The organism is Paenibacillus tarimensis (assembly GCF_021532315.1).
Classification (GTDB): Bacteria; Bacillota; Bacilli; order Paenibacillales; family Paenibacillaceae; genus Paenibacillus_I; species Paenibacillus_I tarimensis.
The window spans coordinates 245,421-263,352 of record NZ_JAKGAO010000011.1 but is presented as its reverse complement, the minus strand read 5'-3'; the positions used below and the strand labels follow the sequence as shown (position 1 = coordinate 263,352).

The window sequence follows — 17,932 nt, the reverse complement described above, 5'->3', positions numbered from 1 at the left end:
AGAGGAGGAATGAAGATGGATAAACGTCTTTTTGCCGTTCTGGGGGATCATTGGCATGATCCGGCACTGAGCGAGGAAGCGCTGCGCCTTGCCGTGAAGGAAGCAGAGGCGGCGTTAGGGGTCTCGATTGCGGTTGAGATCGTCCCGGCGCAGGACCTGGCAGGGCGTTTGGGTGAGCGGCCTGACGCTGTCGTACTGTATAAGGAGGACCGGCTTAATCCGCTGGATGAAACGGTCCGCACCTGGATGACGCCAGAGACGGCCCGTGAAATCACCCGGTATGTCAGCGAGGGGGGCTGCTGGCTGGCCTGGCATTCCGGGCTGGCTGGCTATGACCGTGAGGGTTACTATATACGGATGCTTAGCGGGTATTTCGAGCACCATCCGGAGATGCAGGCTGTCACCTATACAAGAGCCGGAGGACGAGGCCAGAAGGCGGATACCGGAGAGGCGGCGGCCGTGTTCTGGGATGAGCATTATTTTGTCCATTGTAATGTGGAAGCGACGAATGTATGGCTGATATCGACCTCGGCCGACGGCAGGTCAGAAGCGGGCTGGCGGCATCCTTACGGTGAGGGCAGAGTCAGCTGTTTAACTCCTGCACACTCCAGGGAAGCGCTGACTGACCCTGATTTTATATCTCTGCTGGCAGGCGAGCTCACAGGTCTGCTGGAAGACAAGAAGGAATAACAATGGAGAGAAACAAGCTCTTTTAAATAGACAGACAGACGGACGGAGGAACATATTATGGCCCGGCCATGGTTTGCGCGGCTGCAGGGGAACAGCAGGGGATGCCTGGCATTTGAGCCGCTGTTTCTAATTCCCTACAGCATGTTTACGGTGTATGCCACGATTTACATGTATGAGCTTGGGCTTAGCGAGGTGGCAATTGGCTGGATTACGACCATCAGCTTGATTGTCCAGGTGTTCTCGTCTTTCCTAAGCGGTTATTTAACGGATCGGATGGGTCGCAAGAAGGCGCTGCTTTACTTTGATATTCTGAGCTGGTCGTTTGGCACCCTGCTTTGGGCAATTTCGCAGAATTTCTGGTTCTTTCTGGCAGCTGCGCTCGTTAACGGCTTTCAGCGCGTGCCTCATACCGCCTTTTACTGTCTGCTCGTGGAGGATACGAATCCGAAGGATCGTACATACGTGTTTACTATCCTGCAGTTTATTAGTGTGGTCGGAGGACTGTTCGCGCCGCTCGGCGGTCTGATTGTGCTGCATTACTCGCTTGTGCCGGGCATGCGCATTATGTATGTTCTGGCTTGTATACTGATGACGCTGCAGTTTATCGGCCGGCACCTGACTACGCATGAGACCGAGATGGGCCTGCGCAAAATTAGTGAGACCAGCCAGATAGGATGGAAGGAGAATCTCGCCGACTACGGCAGTGCCATTCGGGGCGTGCTGGCTAATCCGGCCCTTATGCTCATATTCGGCGTTTATATTCTGTTCAACTTCCAGATGACCCTGAAGGGCACCTACCTGTCCTTGTATCTGGCGGATCATCTGCATCTGGACAGCGGCCTGATCTCGCTGGTGCCAGCCGTATCCTCAGTGTTCATGCTGCTGACGATGTGGCTGATTATGCCGCGGATTCCCGAACGCTTTGCCTCAAGGGCCATGTTCTGGGGGTTCGCCGTATCGCTCGTATCAAATGTGCTGCTGGCCGCCGCGCCTGCAGACGGGCTGGTGTGGATCGGCCTCAGCACGGTGCTGGCCGCCGTCGGCACGATGATCTGCTCGCCTATTCTGGAGGCGGAAGTCGCCAATGCGATAGATGACGAGCAGCGGGCCAAAGTATTTTCCATTCTCTCGGTGCTGATTCTGCTGATCATCTCACCGACCGGCATTATCGGCGGCTGGAGCTACCGACTCGATCCTCGTGCACCAATGGTGCTGGTAGCGGTCGCGTTCGCAGCAGCGATGTGGCTGATGCTTGTGCAGGCAAGAAAAGTAAGGAAATTTGCCGCAGAGGGGCAGAGCATTGATAGCTAGACACATATAACAGGATTTACTGAGGCTGCCGATTCGCCGGCAGTCTTGTTGTGCATGCTGTTCATTTTCATTCACCAGTTAAGTAAAATAATGGTATAGTAGAGGCGCGTCTGGTTGAATGGACTGTACAAAGTGAGGTGTACTGTTGTAATGAACAGACAGGATGCTGTCATACAGATTCAGGATTTGCGAATGAAGTATGACGATCGGTATGTGCTGCAGGGCATTGACCTGGAGGCATACCCGGGACAGATTATCGGTTATATCGGACCGAACGGAGCGGGCAAGAGTACTACGGTGAAAATCATGCTCGGCCTCGTCACCGGTTATACCGGCGAGGTGAGGCTGTTCGGTCGTGACATTGCGGACGGCGATCCGGCCTATAAGAGCAGGATTGGCTATGTACCCGAAATCGCCGAGCTGTATGATAACCTGACGGCTTCGGAATACTTGACCTTCATCGGCGAGCTGTACGGGCTAAACGGCGATGAGGCCGATTACAAGGCACGCAGGCTGATGGATATGTTGGGGCTCGATCGCGTATATAACGCGCGTATTGCCTCGTTCTCCAAGGGGATGCGCCAGAAGGTGCTGCTGATCTCCAGCATGCTCCATGACCCGGATGTGCTGTTTCTGGATGAGCCGCTCAGCGGTCTGGATGCTAACAGTGTCATGATTGTGAAGGAGATTATGAGCCAGCTTGCACTGCAGGGCAAGACAATCTTCTACTCCTCTCATATTATGGAGGTGGTCGAGAAGATCAGCAGCCGGATTATACTGATTGACGAGGGCCGGATCGTGGCAGACGGAACCTTCGATGAGCTGAAGGAGAGAAGCGAGGAAGGCACGCTGGAGGGAATCTTCAACCGTTTGACCGGGTTTAAGGAGTACAAGCAGCTTGCAGAGCAGTTCGTCTCTGTTGTGCGGGAGGATTCGTAAGATGCGGGAATATAAGGTCTTAAAGCTGCTGGACCGCTTCAGCGGATGGTTTGTGCGCAGGGGTGTCGATTACCCGGTCATGCGCAGAATGCTGCAGGTTAAGCTGACGATGGACCGCCGCCGTGTGCCGACCGTACTGTCCCAGATGAGCCAGAACCGGGACCGCGCGGCTGAAGAGGAGTCTAATCATTTTGGCAAGAGCTTGTGGCTGTACGGTTTATTGGGTCTGGTGCTTATCCCTTTCCTGCTCATTGGCGGCTCTCCGGTCATACAGATGGGCCTCGTTTACGGACTGCTTACATTTTTCTTGGTAACAGCGGTCATATCGGACTTTTCATCCGTCGTGCTGGATGTGCGGGATCATCATATCCTGCATCCGAAGCCTGTGACGCGCAAGACGATTCAGATGGCCAAATCGGTCCATGTGATGATATATCTGACCCTGCTGACCGGAACGCTCAGTGCAGGTTCTTTTGGTGTTATTTTATTCAGAATGGGCCCGGCAGCAGCGCTGCTGTTCGTTCTGGAGACGATTCTTCTTATGCTGCTCGTTGTGGTGGCCACCACCCTGCTGTACCTGCTGGTGCTGAAATACATGGATGGCGAGAAGCTGAAGGATCTTATAAACTACGTGCAGATCATCATGTCGGCGGGTGTCATGCTGGGTTACCAGGTGACAATCAACTCCTTTAATTACCTTGATTTTATCGGCGGGTTTGAGGTGCGCTGGTGGCATGTGCTGATTGTTCCGCTGTGGTTTGCCGCCCCATTTGAGCTGCTGGCTGGGACAGGCGGAGGGAGTCCCCTGATACTGCTCGCTGTGCTGTCTATCGTGGTTCCTCTGGTCGCTTTTCTTGCCTATCTGCGTCTTCAGGAATCGTTCGAGCGCTATCTGGCCAAGCTCACCCAGAAGGATGCGGGCAAGGGGAGCAAAATGCGAGGCATTCCGCTTGGACAATGGCTTGGGCGGCTGCTGTGCAGAAGCGGGGTGGAGAGAGCCTGGTACCGGTTTGCCGCAGGAATGATGCGCCGTGAACGGGATTTTAAGCTGAGGGTGTATCCGTCTCTGGGCTTCTCGCTAATTCTGCCGTTCCTCATGCTCCTGCCGGGACTCCGTTCGGGTGGTTTGGCTGAGATTAGCCAGGGAAGCTGGTTTTATTCGCTCTATATGATCGGGATCATTATCCCGTCCGTGCTGCTGATGCTCAAATATTCGGGCGCATACAAGGGGGCCTGGATCTACAAGGCGGTTCCGATGCGGAACACGGAGCCTGCATTCAGAGGCTCTATGCTGGCCTTTGCCGTGTACTTGTTCCTGCCGGTCTTTCTGCTGGAGTCCGTTCTTTTCCTCTTGATCTTCGGACTCAAAATTGCGTTTCACCTGATCATAATTCTGCTTAGCCTGCTGCTGTACATGACGTTATGCTTTCGGGTGCTGCCTAAGGTCCTGCCGTTCACGCAGCCTTTTGATGCCATGAAGCAAAGCGACGGCTTGGTTGCCGTGCCGCTCTTCTTTGTGAGCGCGGTGTTTGGAGCTGCACACTTCGGTGCATCGTTGCTTCCATATGGCCTGCTGCTCTATACACTCCTTCTGCTCGCGCTGAATGGTTGGCAGTGGGCACGGGCTTTCCGGGTGCCTTGGGAGAAGGCTGCTGGCAGCTGAGGATACCAGTTTAAGGAACTGAACGAACCCGGTTTTCATAAACATTTACAAAAAATAGGATTGACTCATTTTGCAGATCATGGTAACTTACCCTATGTAACCAAAACCAATCGAAAGGAGCGACCCGAACATGCGTTTTACTAACGGAATGGAAGCAATGATGAATAATCGTCCCCGTATGGCACAACCGCATATATCTTCTCGTGGCCTCCTTGCAGCAACGGATAACCGGATCGGTTAATACCGTTAACCTTGTCATATACAAGGCGCAGGCCACGAATCCTCGTGGCGTGCGCTTTTTTTAGTGCCCCGGGCTTCGGCGTTCCTTGCAGCCGGGCTGGGCATGATAAGCACACCGCTTTCGGGCGGTGTGCTTGTTTTATTTTAGAGGAGTACCGCATAAATCAGTTAAACGGTTATCTCTTTGCGGGAAGGGCTGTTCCTGGAGGTGAGGGCAGCCATTCCCGCCAATTCATATAGATATTTGGTTAAAAGAGAGGAGTAAATCTCATGCTGTCGGTTATGGGCAAGCTCGGCTGGTTTTTTAAACTGGAGAAGAAACGATACATAATAGCCGTTATCCTTATGGTACTCAGCGGCATATTGGAAATTCTGCCGCCGATGATGGTGGGCAGCTCAATTGACGCCATTCAGCTCGGCACAATGACATGGAGCAGTCTGACCATGACGCTGGTACAGCTCGCCCTTATTACAGCGGGAGCTTATATTGTGACTTATTTCTGGATGTATAAGCTGTTCGGCGGCTCAATGGTTGTCGAGCGCATGCTGCGCTCGAAGCTGATGCGTCACTTCATGAAGATGACGCCGACCTTCTATGAACGGAGCCGGACAGGAGACTTGATGGCCCGCGCGACCAATGATTTGCAGGCGGTCTCGATGACAGCGGGCTTCGGTATGATGACGCTGATCGACTCCACCTTGTGGATGGGTACGCTGCTCATTACGATGACCGTGTTCGTATCATGGAAGCTGACACTGGCGGCGATTCTGCCGCTGCCGATCATGGCGTTGCTCGTCAGCAAATACGGCGACTGGATTCATAAGCGGTTCACCGCCGCCCAGGATGCGTTCGGCGCTATGAATGACGATGTGCTGGAGACGGTGTCCGGCGTACGCGTTACCAGGGCTTATGTGCAGGAACGGGCCGTTGAGAAACAGTTCGACCGAATCACTCAGGATGTGCTGGACAAAAATATCGCGGTTGTAAAGATTGACGCGCTGTTCGAGCCGACAATCAAGATACTGGTGGGAGCCAGCTACCTGATTGGTCTTGGGTACGGCGCTTACCTGGTGTATCACAACGAGATGACCATTGGCGGCCTGGTTGCCTTTAACGTATACTTGGGCATGCTCATCTGGCCCATGTTTGCAATCGGCGAACTGATTAACGTCATGCAGCGGGGGAATGCCTCCATCGACCGGGTTAACGAGACACTGGGCTACAAGCCGGATGTGCCGGACCCGGAGGATACAACAGAGGTGGAGCGGCCTACCGATATTACCTTTGAGAACGTAACATTCCGTTATCCGTCCTCGTCAGTTGATAACCTGAAGAATGTTACCTTTACATTGAAGGGCGGCCAGACGCTCGGCATTGTCGGCCGTACGGGCAGCGGGAAGTCGACGCTGATCAAGCAGCTGCTGCGCGAATATCCGCATGGCGAGGGAATGATCTCGGTATCGGGTGTCCCAATTGAACGGATCAGTATGGATCAGCTGAAGTCTTGGTATGGGTATGTGCCGCAGGAGCAGTTCCTTTTCTCCCGTACGGTGCGCGATAATATACGGTTTGCCAGAGATGAAGCGGATGACGCCGTGCTGGATCAGGCGATGGAGGCTTCGGCCTTCAAGAAAGACCTGCGCTTCCTTCCCGGCGGGCTCGAGACGATGGTCGGCGAGAAGGGTGTTGCACTGTCCGGCGGTCAGAAGCAGCGTGTGTCCATTGCACGGGCACTGATTGCCGAGCCTGAGATTCTGCTGCTGGACGATGCTATGTCCGCGGTTGATGCGCGGACAGAGGCGGAGATTATCGAGAACATCCGCAGCACGCGCCAGGGCAAGACAACGCTGATTACGACCCACAGACTGTCGGCAGTTCAGCATGCAGACTGGATTATTGTGCTTGATGAGGGTGAGATTATCGAACAGGGTACTCATGAAACGCTGATGGCGCACGGCGGCTGGTATAGAGAGCAATATGAACGCCAACAGATTGAAGAGGCGGAAGAAGTAACCGAGGGCAGGTGAATAGCAAGTGAGTATGGGAAATGAGTTGGATCAATATGATCTGGATATCGACCGCGGCAGCCGGGGCAAGTCGGCCGCGGCTAGGCGGCTGTTCCGCTACGCGCTGCAGTTCAAGGCACCGTTGATTGTGGCGATGCTGATGCTTGCTGTTTCGGTAGGCACCGAGCTGGCCGGCCCGCTGATTGCTAAGCGGATCATTGATGTGCATATCTCGGGCATCGAACAGCCGTGGTACGGCACCGAAGCAGGCGGTAAGTACGCGGTGGAATATGAGGGCGCCTTCTATAAGCGGGAAGACCATTTTGAGCCTCAGGAAGTTAAGGGTGATGCGGTTAGGGTAATGCAGGTCGGGCGCGAGTATGTCTTCGTCCCCCAGGCCGTTGCTTATGATGGTACCCGAACCATGCAGGATAATGGAACGCTGCTGATCACAAGAGGGGAAGAGCAGGCGATCTACCCGGCGGTAAAGCTGTCCACAAGTGAGCTGTACGGCTTCTTCCGTCCCGAGCTTGGCGGCCTGCTGCAGTTATGCTGGTTTTACTTTGCCCTTATCCTGCTGTCGGCGGTGTTCGCATACGGACAGCGGTATATGCTGCAGGCGACGGCCAACCGGATCATTCGCCGCATGCGTACGGATGTATTCGGCCAGGTCAACCGGCTGCCGGTCCGTTATTTTGATAATTTGCCGGCGGGCAAGGTTGTCTCGCGGATCACGAACGACACAGAGGCCATCCGTGAGCTGTATGTTACGGTGCTGGCGAACTTCTTTACCGGTACGATCTATATGGCGGGTATTTTCGGCGCCTTGTTCTTCCTGGATGTACAGCTGGCGGCGATCTGCCTGTTCGTTGTTCCGGTCCTTATAGTCTGGATCTACGTATACGGTAAAATAGCGAAGCGCTACAACCGGATCATCCGGTCGACGCTGAGTGAGATTAACGGCCGTATTAACGAGTCCATTCAGGGGATGTCCATTATCCGCGCCTTCCGCAAAGAGAAGAAGATGGAGCGGGAATTCGAGGATTATAATGAGCGGAACTTCACATACAGGAACAAGCTGTTAAGCCTCAATTCCCTGACGGGCCACAACCTGGTCGGCGTGATCCGGAACATTGCCTATGTCGCCCTCATCTGGTATTTTGGCGGACCGTCGATTACGGGACCGGAGGGTGTCGTGTCACTGGGTGTTCTGTATGCCTTCGTCGATTACCTGAACCGGCTGTTTAACCCGATCGTCAACATCGTCAATCAGCTGCCGAACATGGAGACGGCTCTGGTCTCCGCGGAGCGGGTCTTCGTCCTGCTGGATGAAGAGGGCGAGGATGTGTCGGATAAGAAGCTGCCGCGCTATAAGGGCGATGTAGCATTCGAGGACGTGTGGTTTGCGTATAAGGATAACGAGAATGTGCTTAAGGGCATAAGTTTTGAAGCGAAACAGGGCCAGACGGTCGCCTTGATCGGTCATACAGGATCAGGCAAGAGCTCGATCATTAACCTGCTGTTCCGCTTTTATGATGTGAACCAGGGGCGGATTACAATTGACGGTGTAGATACCCGCACAATGCCAAGACAATCAATGCGCGAGCATATGGGCATCGTGCTGCAGGATCCGTTCCTGTTCACGGGCACCATCGCTACGAACGTCTCCATGAATGATCCATCGATCACGCGGGAGCGGATTGAGAAGGCGCTTGCCGATGTTGGTGCTGACCGCGCGCTTCGCCACCTGCCTAAGGGCATTGATGAGCCGGTGCTGGAGAAGGGCAGCACGCTCTCAGCCGGTCAGCGACAGCTGATCTCCTTCGCACGGGCGCTTGCGTTCGATCCGGCGATCCTGATCCTTGATGAAGCGACGTCCAATATTGACACAGAGACGGAAGCCTTGATCCAGGATGCGCTCGAGGTTGTGAAGAAGGGGCGGACCACCTTCATCATCGCGCACCGCCTGTCAACTATCAAGAACGCGGATCTGATTCTGGTGCTTGACCGCGGCGAGATTGTGGAGCGCGGCAATCATGAGGAGCTGATTCAGAAGAAGGGCAAGTATTTCCAGATGTATCAGCTGCAGCAGGGCGAGAAGATTGCCGTGGCGCAAGATGTATCTCCGACAATTCCAGCGGCAGTAATGCCATAATCAAAGAGATCCTATAGGAACAAGAAGAAGCCTCTTTCCCGGCGGGAACAGAGGCTTCTTCGGTTTATAAACGGATGTTAAGCTTCAGAAGTATAAGGGTAATTATGGAATATATGCACTTAAGTGTTACTGAATACAAGCAATTCTTGAACTCTGGAAGCTGCGGTGAAATTAATAAGGAAGCGAAAGTCCAAGCTCCTCCATACGCCTGGCAACAGTCTGACGGAGCTCCTCTTTCTCCGAAGAATCCAGGAAGGCCGCCTCTATGCTGTTAGCAACCAGCTGGACAAGCTCATCAGGGATAAAGCCGAAATGCTTGACGAGCATATGGAATTCCCGTGACATCGTCGTACCGGAGACAGTCGGATTGTCAGTATTGACGGTGACAAGCAGCCCCTGCTCCATGTACTGCCGGATGGGGTAGTCTTCCCAGCTGGCGACAGCCTTGGTCTGCAAATTGCTGACCGGGCACATCTCGAGCGGGATACGCCGATCCTTCAGCATGGCGATGACGGCTTCGTTCTCCCTGGCCCGTACGCCATGTCCAATCCGGACGGCGCCAAGCCGCAGAACAGCTTCCTCTACATTCTCCGGACCGGCTGCTTCCCCGGCATGAATAGTGACAGGGAGGCCGCTCCGGCGGGCTTCCTCGAACAGGCTGCGGAACAGGCTTGGCGGGAAGGAAGCTTCGTCGCCTGCGAGATCAACAGCAGCAACGCCGTTTCCGGCATAACGGACAGCCGCGGCCATCGCTTCGCGGTTGGCGGTATCATCATGGCTGCGCAGGCAGATGACAATGGCTCTTGCCTTTACGCCAAATTCCCGCTCGCCACGCTGCAAGCCAAGCACCACGTGCCGAACCGCTTCGGCTGCGCTAAGCCGCTCCAGGGTGTGCAGCATAGGAGCGAAGCGGCATTCCACATAGCAGACATTGTCAGCCGAAGCCTGCTCTACGACTTCGTAGGCGACACGCTCCAGCGCTTCGCCATTTTGCAGGTAAGGAAGTACAAAATCAAACTTTTGCAGGTATTCGGTCAGGCTGCGGCATTCTTCTTCCACCTGCATATGAGGCAGCAGCCGAGACGCATCGGGCGCGGGCAGAATCCGTTGCTGGGCCTCTGCCAGCTCGAGCAGCGTGGAGGGCTTTACGCAGCCGTCCAAATGCAGGTGGAGATCGATCTTGGGCATTTCCCGGATCAAGTCCATGAGTGAAACTCCTTTCAAGCCCGCTTGAATGAATCGTTAACGTTTCCGATTAAAATAAGCGGAATCGGGATATTTTATCCCAATATAGCGATTGCTTTAGGGACTGTCAATTTGCTGAACCTTCAGAATTCTATAATAGTGTTACTATACTTGACATGGACTAGGAATCGGGATACGATTCGTTTGTGGCTCAAGCCTAAAAATAGTTATGCAACTTGTGTGAATAAACAAACAATTTTCAAGAAGACTTGAACAAATGTCAGGAAAGTTATAATATTTACGTTATATTAAAACAGCTGCTGTACTGTATAGTTCGGATTTTCAGCGTGACAAGAACCTAACAAAGGATGCAGACAAAATGATGAAGGTGTACTTCAACCACGATGGCAACAATGATGATCTCGTCTCCCTGCTGCTGCTTCTGCAAATGGATAACGTTGAGGTAACGGGTGTATCCGTTGTGCCGGCGGACGGCTATCTGGAGCCCTCCGTATCAGCCAGCCGCAAGATTATTGACCGGTTCGGGCGTAACGCGCCGGAGGTGGCCAAATCAAATTCCCGGGGCAAGAATCCTTTCCCGGCATCCTGGCGGATTAATTCCTATTATGTGGACGCCCTGCCGATTCTCAATGAATCGGGCGTCATTAAGGCTCCGCTTGCCGATATCCCTGCTCATCAGCATATTATTCGAACGCTTCGTGCTACCGCTGAGAAGACGGTGCTTCTGTTTACAGGCCCTCTGACAGATCTGGCGCGTGCGCTGGATGAAGACCCGTCTATTGAAGAGAAGATTGAGAAGCTCGTCTGGATGGGTGGAACCTTCCTGCCGGATGGCAATGTTGAAGAGCCGGAGCACGATGGAACGGCGGAATGGAATGCCTACTGGGATCCTGAGGCTGTTAAGCGGGTATGGGACAGCGGGATTGCCATCGATATGGTCGCGCTCGAGAGTACGAATAAAGTTCCCCTGACGCCTGCTATCCGGCAGAAATGGTCGGAGATGAGACGTTACGAGGGTATCGACTTTGCGGGCCAGTGCTATGCAACGGTTCCGCCGCTCATGTTCAAAGAGACCAATTCGACGTATTATTTGTGGGATGTCCTAACAACAGCGTATGTAGGCAGACCGGACCTTGTGAAGACCGAAACCGTTCACTGTACAGTGCGGACAGAAGGTTTCGAGCAGGGACGAACGGAAAAAAATCCGGACGGAAGGCCTGTAAGACTTGTATACGATGTCGAGGCTGAGGCATTCTATACGTATATTACCGATTTAATGAAGCAAGCCTGATACCTGGTACACCTAGAAACTTCACATAGTGGCACCGTAGTGGCACATTAATGTCCAAGGGGAGAGATTAGATCATGAAAAACATGAAGAAGAGCAGTTTCGTAGTATCCGCACTGCTGGCTGTTATCCTGGTATTGTCAGCTTGCGGCGGAGGCAGCACCGGAGGCAATGGCGGAAACGCAGGCACGAATAACGGTGCGGGAAATGCACAGGGAGGCACAAAAGCCGGTGAAAACTTCCGCATCGGTATGGTTACCGACCGCGGCGGCGTTAATGACAAGTCCTTCAACCAGACAGCATGGGAAGCGCTGAAGCAGCTCGAAGGCGATACTGGTGCGAAGGTGAAGTACCTGGAAAGTAAGACAGATGCGGACCTGATTCCGAACATGAACCAGTTCATTAAAGACGGCTATGATCTGACCTGGGGTATCGGCTTCCTGTTCGAGGATGCTGCTAAGACGGTAGCGGAACAGAATCCGGATGCCAAAATTGCAGTTATCGATACAGTGGTTGACCTGCCGAACGTTGAGTCGGTAACGTTCGCGGAGCATGAAGGCTCGTTCCTGGTGGGTGTTGTGGCTGGCCTGACAACGGAGACGAACAAGGTTGGTTTCGTCGGCGGTATGGAAATGCCGGTTATCAAGAAATTCGAAGCAGGATTCAGAGCGGGCGTAGCAGCTGCCAACCCGGATGCCAAGGTTCTTGTGAACTATGTGGGTGACTTCAATAAGCCGGACCAGGCGAAGGTAGCAGCGTCCACATTCTATAACGATGGTGCAGACATTATCTTCCACGCGGCTGGCGGCAGCGGCAATGGCGTGTTCAGTGAAGCGAAGGACCGTGCTAAGTCGGGCAAGAAGGTGTGGGTAATCGGCGTGGATAAGGACCAGGCGCTTGAGCATGGTGATGATGTGACGCTGACATCGATGATTAAGAAGGTTGACCAAGCTGTTCTTCGTGTATCCAATGACCTGATTGCAGGTGAATTTAAGGGCGGAGAGGTAACAGTGCTGGGTCTCAAAGAAGATGGTGTTGGTCTGCCTGAGACGAACAAGAACCTGACGGACGAAGTGCTGCAGCAGGTTGAAGAGTTCAAACAAAAGATTATAAACGGTGAAATTACGGTACCGACAAAATAATCATCAGGACCGGTTACCAGCAGGGACAAGGCCGTTGCAGCCTTGTCCCTGTTTTGGTGAATATAATGGCCTGTTACTAACAATGAGAGGGGAAATGATGATGGGAGAGCCGGAAGTCATCGTTGAGCTGAAGGGTATAACCAAGCGATTTCCGGGTATTGTTGCCAACGACAGCATCGATCTGAAGCTGCGCAAGGGAGAAATCCATGCTCTGCTAGGGGAGAACGGTGCGGGCAAATCAACCCTCATGAGCATATTGTTCGGGCTTTATCAGCCGGACGAAGGTGAAATTCATATTCGTGGCAAGAAGGCTGTTATAGATGGGCCCGGCAAGGCGATCTCACTCGGAATCGGGATGGTCCACCAGCATTTCAAGCTGGTCCAGCCGTTTACTGTAGCTGAGAATATTATGCTGGGTGCAGAGCCGGTGAAGGGTGTGTCGCTGGATTACCGGACTGCGCATGACAAGGTCAGACAAATATCCGATCAATACGGATTAAAGGTTGATCCCAAGGCGAAGATTGAAGATATCACGGTTGGCATGCAGCAGCGGGTAGAAATTTTGAAGACGCTGTACCGCGGTGCGGATATCCTCATTTTTGACGAGCCGACAGCGGTGCTGACCGTGCAGGAGATCCGGGAGTTGATGCAAATTCTGCGGAATCTAACGGCTGAGGGCAAATCAATCATTCTCATTACCCATAAGCTGGCGGAGATCATGGAGGTTTCTGATACGGTAACCGTTATCCGCAGAGGCAAGGTGGTGGATACGCTTCGCACGGCCGAAACCAATGAAGAGGAACTGGCTGAGAAAATGGTCGGCCGTAGTGTCTCGTTCGTACCGCTCAAAAAAGAACGGGCACCGGGAGAGGTCGTACTGTCAGTCGAAGGGCTAACGGTAGGAGCGGGCAAGGAGAAGAAGCTGCTCGACAATATCAATCTGACCATTCGGGAAGGTGAGATCGTTGGTTTGGCGGGCGTAGACGGGAATGGACAGCATGAGCTGATTGAGGTGCTTACCGGTATACGCAAAGCAACGTCAGGCCGCGTCTTGCTGAATGGGCAGGATGTAACGAACCGCCAGACACGCGCACTGATGGATGCGGGCATCTCACACATCCCCGAGGACAGACATAAGCACGGGCTTGTGCTTGATTTTACAGTAAGCGAGAATATTGTACTCGGCAGTTACCGCGATGCCGCATTCGGCAAAGGGATTTTCCTTGATTCCAAAGCGGTGGAGAAGTATGCGGAAAAGCTGGTTGGCGAATATGATGTGCGTACGCCGTCCGTTCAGAACAAGGCCCGTTCTCTGTCGGGCGGTAACCAGCAGAAGGCGATTATCGCGCGCGAGCTGGAGCGAGGCCCGCGTTTGTTGATTGCGATGCAGCCAACGAGGGGGCTGGACGTAGGAGCCATCTCATTCGTTCATGAGCGCCTGCTCCAGGCCAAGGCTGAAGGAAAGGCGATTCTGCTGATCTCCTTCGAGCTGGATGAGCTGTTCAATCTGTCGGACAAGCTGGTTGTTATTTTTGACGGACAAATTATGGGTGAAGCAAATCCGGCCGAAACGGATGGCGAGAAGCTGGGTCTAATGATGGCCGGCAAAACGATGCATGCGGAAGGAAGGGGATAAAGATGGACAAATGGCGTAATATATTTAACCCTTCATCTGTCTTCGTACCATTAGGGGCGATTGTTCTGGGCCTGATATCGGGTGCGGTCATCATGCTGCTCGGCGGCTATAACCCGGTAGACGCTTATCAAGCGTTGTTTGAGAAGGTGTTCGGCAGCCCTTACGATATTGGGGAAACGATCCGGACGATTACCCCGCTCCTCTTCACCGGCCTTGCGGTAGGCTTCACCTATCGCGCGGGCCTGTTCAACATCGGGGCGGACGGGCAGTACATCATGGGGATGACCGGTGCTGCCATTGTCGGCATCAAGCTGCAGCTGCCATGGTTTATTCATGCGCCGCTTGCGGTTCTGGTTGGAGCGCTCTTCGGCGGCTTGTGGGCTGCTCTTGTCGGCTATCTCAAGGCCAGCCGCGGGGTGAACGAAGTTATCTCCAGTATCATGCTGAACTGGATAGCGCTGTACCTGTCCAACTATCTGCTGCGGGCCCTGCTGCTTGAGCCGGGACAGCAGCGTTCGTATTTCATTCACGAGTCGGCCTCTGTATCTATTGGCTGGCTGTCCCGGGCTCTTGAGAACGCACGGATGGACTGGGGAATCTTCATCGGACTAATCGGCGCGGTTGTCTTCTACTTCCTGCTCTGGCGGACGAAGCAGGGCTATGAGCTGCGGGCGGTTGGCCTTAACCCGGACGCAGCGAGATACGCGGGTATTAATATCAAGTCGTCAATCGTGAAATCAATGTTCATCGGCGGTGTGTTTGCCGGTCTCGGCGGCGTATTTGAAGTGCTGGGTGTATTCCATTATCAAGTCCTGTCCGCTGCCTCATCAGGATATGGATTCGACGGAATCGCTGTGGCCCTGCTTGGCGGCAACCATCCTGTAGGCATTGTATTTGCCTCCATTCTGTTTGGAACCTTGACGTATGGCTCGGCGGGTATGAATTTCTCGGCGGATGTTCCGACAGAGATCGTCAGGATTGTCATTGGCGCAGTAATCTTCTTCGTCGCTTCTCATGGCATCATCCAGGGAATTGTGAAGCCGTTCTTGGCCTCAAGACGGAAGCTGGACCGGAAGGGGGCGGCGTAGAATATGGAAACGATACGCATATTAAGCGAGCTCGCTAATATTACGCTCGTATTCTCAACGGCGCTTATCTTTGCCGCGCTGGGCGGTATTTTCAGTGAGCGTTCCGGTGTTATCAATATTGGACTTGAAGGCTTGATGGTTGCCGGAGCCTTCGCCGCAGCGATCGGAACAGCTTATGTTGAGGCAGCGGGAGCATATGGGCTCGCTCCATGGGTTGGCGTAATCGCAGCCATGCTGTTTGGTCTCGTCTTCTCGCTACTCCATGCCGTTGCAACGGTCACGTTCAAGGCGAACCAGGCGATTATAGGTGTGGTTATCAATATTCTGGCGCTTGCGGTCACGGTCTATCTGGTCAAAGTACTGTATGACGGAGCAGGCAAGACCGATACGCTTAATGCGGTCTTCTCCAAGGTGCCGATTCCGGGACTTTCACAGATACCGTTCTTCGGGGAAGCGCTATTTAATGCCTACCCCACCACGTATATCGCTTATATCCTGGTACCGCTGAGCGCCTATGTGCTGTACAAGACGCCATTCGGACTTCGTCTGCGCTCAGTGGGTGAGCATCCCGGCGCCTCGGATACCGTAGGCATTAACGTGAAGAAGTACCGTTACATCGGCGTCTTGATCAGCGGCGTGCTGGCGGGTCTTGGCGGCGCGACAATCACGCTGACGACTACGGACGACTTCTCGCATAACACGATATCCGGCCAGGGCTTTATCGCGCTTGCGGCCGTGATTTTCGGCAGATGGCATCCTTATGGCGCCGCGGCAGCAGCCATCTTCTTCGGCTTCGCGCAGGCGATCCGGAACTTCGCCACGCTGTTCGACTGGTCACGGGATATCCCCACGGAGTTCCTGTATATGCTGCCTTATGTGCTGACCCTGCTTGTGCTTGCGGGCGCAGCGGGCAAGGCGGTTAAAGGTCCGGCGGCAGCTGGTGAGCCTTACGATCCAGGTAAACGTTAATGCTGTAGAGCATTCGAATAAAAAATTAGAAGGCAGTGCCCAATCGGGTGCTGCCTTCTAATTTTTTGCAGGCAAAATGCCGATATAAGAATTACGGATATTGTGGACACAACGATGCAGTTCTGTTTAGTTGAAGAACCGGCGATTTGGGCGCAGTGTCATGAACTTGATCGGGGGAATTGGGTTTGAATCAGAAACAAGAGATTCTGAAGAAATTGCTGCTGTATTTACTTCGTATGTGCCTGCAGGGATTGGTGATTGGCGCTGCGGCCGCACTGGTTCTATGGTTGATCCGGGGGATCCCTGTATTGAGTACGCCGAATATGTGGATGACATCTGTTGTGATGTTGGGAACTATGTTCTTCGGACTAATGAACTTCATCGCATATGCAAAGCCGTTCGCCGAAATTAATACCTTCATAACGACAATTGCGGGCGGTGACCTGACGCGGGATATTGAATTGGAGAAGCTGGGCTCTCTGCGCCGCTTCGGTGAGCCTATGAATGACATGCGCCGGTCGCTGCATGGGCTTGTATCCCAGGTTACAGAGGCCGCTGTTCATGTGAACGGCTCGATTATTGAACTGCAGGAGCATAACGAGAAGACGCGCAGGGACTATGAGGCGATTTTAACCCATATGCAAGAAATATCCCTGTCGGCTGAGGTGCAGTCCCGCTCGGCTGCCGAAAGCGCCAAGGCAGTGGACGAGATGGCAGCTGGCGTGACGCGAATCTCCAATTCCTCCAGCGCGGTAGGGGAATCGCTTAGCAGCACCTCCACGGAGGCCAGCCGCACGCGTGAGGAGATGGCTGCGATGAATGAACAGATGCAGAAGGTGAAAGGGTCTTTTGGCGCCCTTGCACAGACCTCGGATTCGTTCATCAAGCGCAGTGAAGAGATGAACCAGTTCATTAGTGCCATCACTGCGATCTCGCAGCAGACGAATATGCTGGCACTTAATGCGGGCATTGAAGCGGCCCGTGCGGGTGACCAGGGAAGAGGCTTTGCCGTAGTAGCAGGCGAGGTGCGCAAGCTGGCAGGACAAGCTACGGAGGCAGCCAGCAGCATGCAGCAGCTGATTGCCAGCATTCAGGAGAATTCAGCCCATTCTCAGGCGGCCGTACAGGCATCCCAGCAAGAGGTGGAGGGCGGTCTGCAGGCGCTCAGCCGGACGGAAGCAGCCATGCACCGCATTCTGAATGATGTGGAGCAGATTCATAAGCAAATGCAGGAAATCTCTTCTGTCAGCGAGGATGTGGCAGCCGGCAGTGAAGAAGTAGCGGCGACGGTGGACGAGGTGGCTCATTCGGCAGGCCAGTCGAGCCAGAGTGTCAAGGAGGTGCTGCAGCTGACGGACGAGGTTAACGGCGCCATGAACCGGATTACGGAGTCGGGTGAACAGCTGAGCCGGATGAGCGGCAAGCTGAACAGCCTGATGGAGCGTTTCCGGCTGTAAGCTGCAGAGAAATTAATTGAGCGAGAATAGAGCGGATAGAAGAGTTCCGGCTGGTTCTGCCTAGATTGGCAGCGCGGCCGGGACTTTTCTTGTTCCAAAAGGGTCCACAGGGCTGCCTCAGGCAAGGTCTCCTGCTTTCGT

The 17,932-nt window shown here is 53.8% G+C and carries 13 protein-coding genes; 12 read left to right on the top strand and 1 reads right to left on the bottom strand.

Annotated elements, in window-relative coordinates; translation table 11 throughout:
• Positions 1 to 15 precede the first annotated feature (15 nt).
• From L1N82_RS11765 to L1N82_RS11740, 6 genes are all read left to right on the top strand, one after another.
• Positions 16 to 690, top strand: coding sequence for a ThuA domain-containing protein (locus L1N82_RS11765; RefSeq protein ID WP_235287581.1), 675 nt, complete (start codon positions 16 to 18; stop codon positions 688 to 690).
• 57 nt (positions 691 to 747) lie between these two features.
• On the top strand, positions 748 to 2,001 hold the full coding sequence (locus tag L1N82_RS11760; RefSeq protein WP_235287580.1) for an MFS transporter: 1,254 nt from the start codon (positions 748 to 750) through the stop codon (positions 1,999 to 2,001).
• A 150-nt stretch (positions 2,002 to 2,151) separates the two neighbouring features.
• Positions 2,152 to 2,940: an ABC transporter ATP-binding protein gene (locus L1N82_RS11755; RefSeq protein WP_235287579.1), complete on the top strand. Its 789-nt coding sequence runs from the start codon at positions 2,152 to 2,154 to the stop codon at positions 2,938 to 2,940.
• Position 2,941: 1 nt separating this feature from the next.
• Positions 2,942 to 4,603, top strand: coding sequence for a hypothetical protein (locus L1N82_RS11750; protein WP_235287578.1), 1,662 nt, complete (start codon positions 2,942 to 2,944; stop codon positions 4,601 to 4,603).
• A 510-nt stretch (positions 4,604 to 5,113) separates the two neighbouring features.
• Entirely contained in the window at positions 5,114 to 6,871 is a 1,758-nt protein-coding gene (locus tag L1N82_RS11745) for an ABC transporter ATP-binding protein (protein WP_235287577.1), read from the top strand.
• A gap of 13 nt (positions 6,872 to 6,884) precedes the next feature.
• A complete protein-coding gene (locus L1N82_RS11740; protein ID WP_235287836.1) occupies positions 6,885 to 9,005 on the top strand; it encodes an ABC transporter ATP-binding protein in 2,121 nt (706 codons plus the stop codon).
• 171 nt (positions 9,006 to 9,176) lie between these two features.
• On the opposite strand, the gene add is transcribed toward L1N82_RS11740, so the two are convergent.
• Positions 9,177 to 10,211: an adenosine deaminase gene (gene add, locus L1N82_RS11735; protein ID WP_235287576.1), complete on the bottom strand. Its 1,035-nt coding sequence runs from the start codon at positions 10,209 to 10,211 to the stop codon at positions 9,177 to 9,179.
• A 358-nt stretch (positions 10,212 to 10,569) separates the two neighbouring features.
• On the opposite strand from add, the gene L1N82_RS11730 reads away from it, so the two are divergent.
• The 6 genes from L1N82_RS11730 (at position 10,570) to L1N82_RS11705 (ending at position 17,791) form a co-directional block, all read left to right on the top strand.
• A complete protein-coding gene (locus tag L1N82_RS11730) occupies positions 10,570 to 11,502 on the top strand; it encodes a nucleoside hydrolase (protein ID WP_235287575.1) in 933 nt (310 codons plus the stop codon).
• Positions 11,503 to 11,576: 74 nt separating this feature from the next.
• Complete coding sequence (locus L1N82_RS11725; RefSeq protein ID WP_235287574.1) at positions 11,577 to 12,641, top strand: BMP family lipoprotein; 1,065 nt, start codon at positions 11,577 to 11,579, stop codon at positions 12,639 to 12,641.
• A gap of 100 nt (positions 12,642 to 12,741) precedes the next feature.
• The gene (locus L1N82_RS11720; RefSeq protein ID WP_235287573.1) at positions 12,742 to 14,277 is read left to right on the top strand and encodes an ABC transporter ATP-binding protein; all 1,536 of its coding nucleotides are present in this window, start codon (positions 12,742 to 12,744) and stop codon (positions 14,275 to 14,277) included.
• Positions 14,278 to 14,279: 2 nt separating this feature from the next.
• Positions 14,280 to 15,365, top strand: a complete 1,086-nt coding sequence (locus tag L1N82_RS11715; RefSeq protein WP_235287572.1) for an ABC transporter permease — start codon at positions 14,280 to 14,282, stop codon at positions 15,363 to 15,365.
• Positions 15,366 to 15,368: 3 nt separating this feature from the next.
• Positions 15,369 to 16,334: an ABC transporter permease gene (locus tag L1N82_RS11710; RefSeq protein ID WP_235287571.1), complete on the top strand. Its 966-nt coding sequence runs from the start codon at positions 15,369 to 15,371 to the stop codon at positions 16,332 to 16,334.
• A 185-nt stretch (positions 16,335 to 16,519) separates the two neighbouring features.
• The gene (locus L1N82_RS11705) at positions 16,520 to 17,791 is read left to right on the top strand and encodes a methyl-accepting chemotaxis protein (RefSeq protein ID WP_235287570.1); all 1,272 of its coding nucleotides are present in this window, start codon (positions 16,520 to 16,522) and stop codon (positions 17,789 to 17,791) included.
• The last annotated feature ends 141 nt before the right edge of the window (positions 17,792 to 17,932 follow it).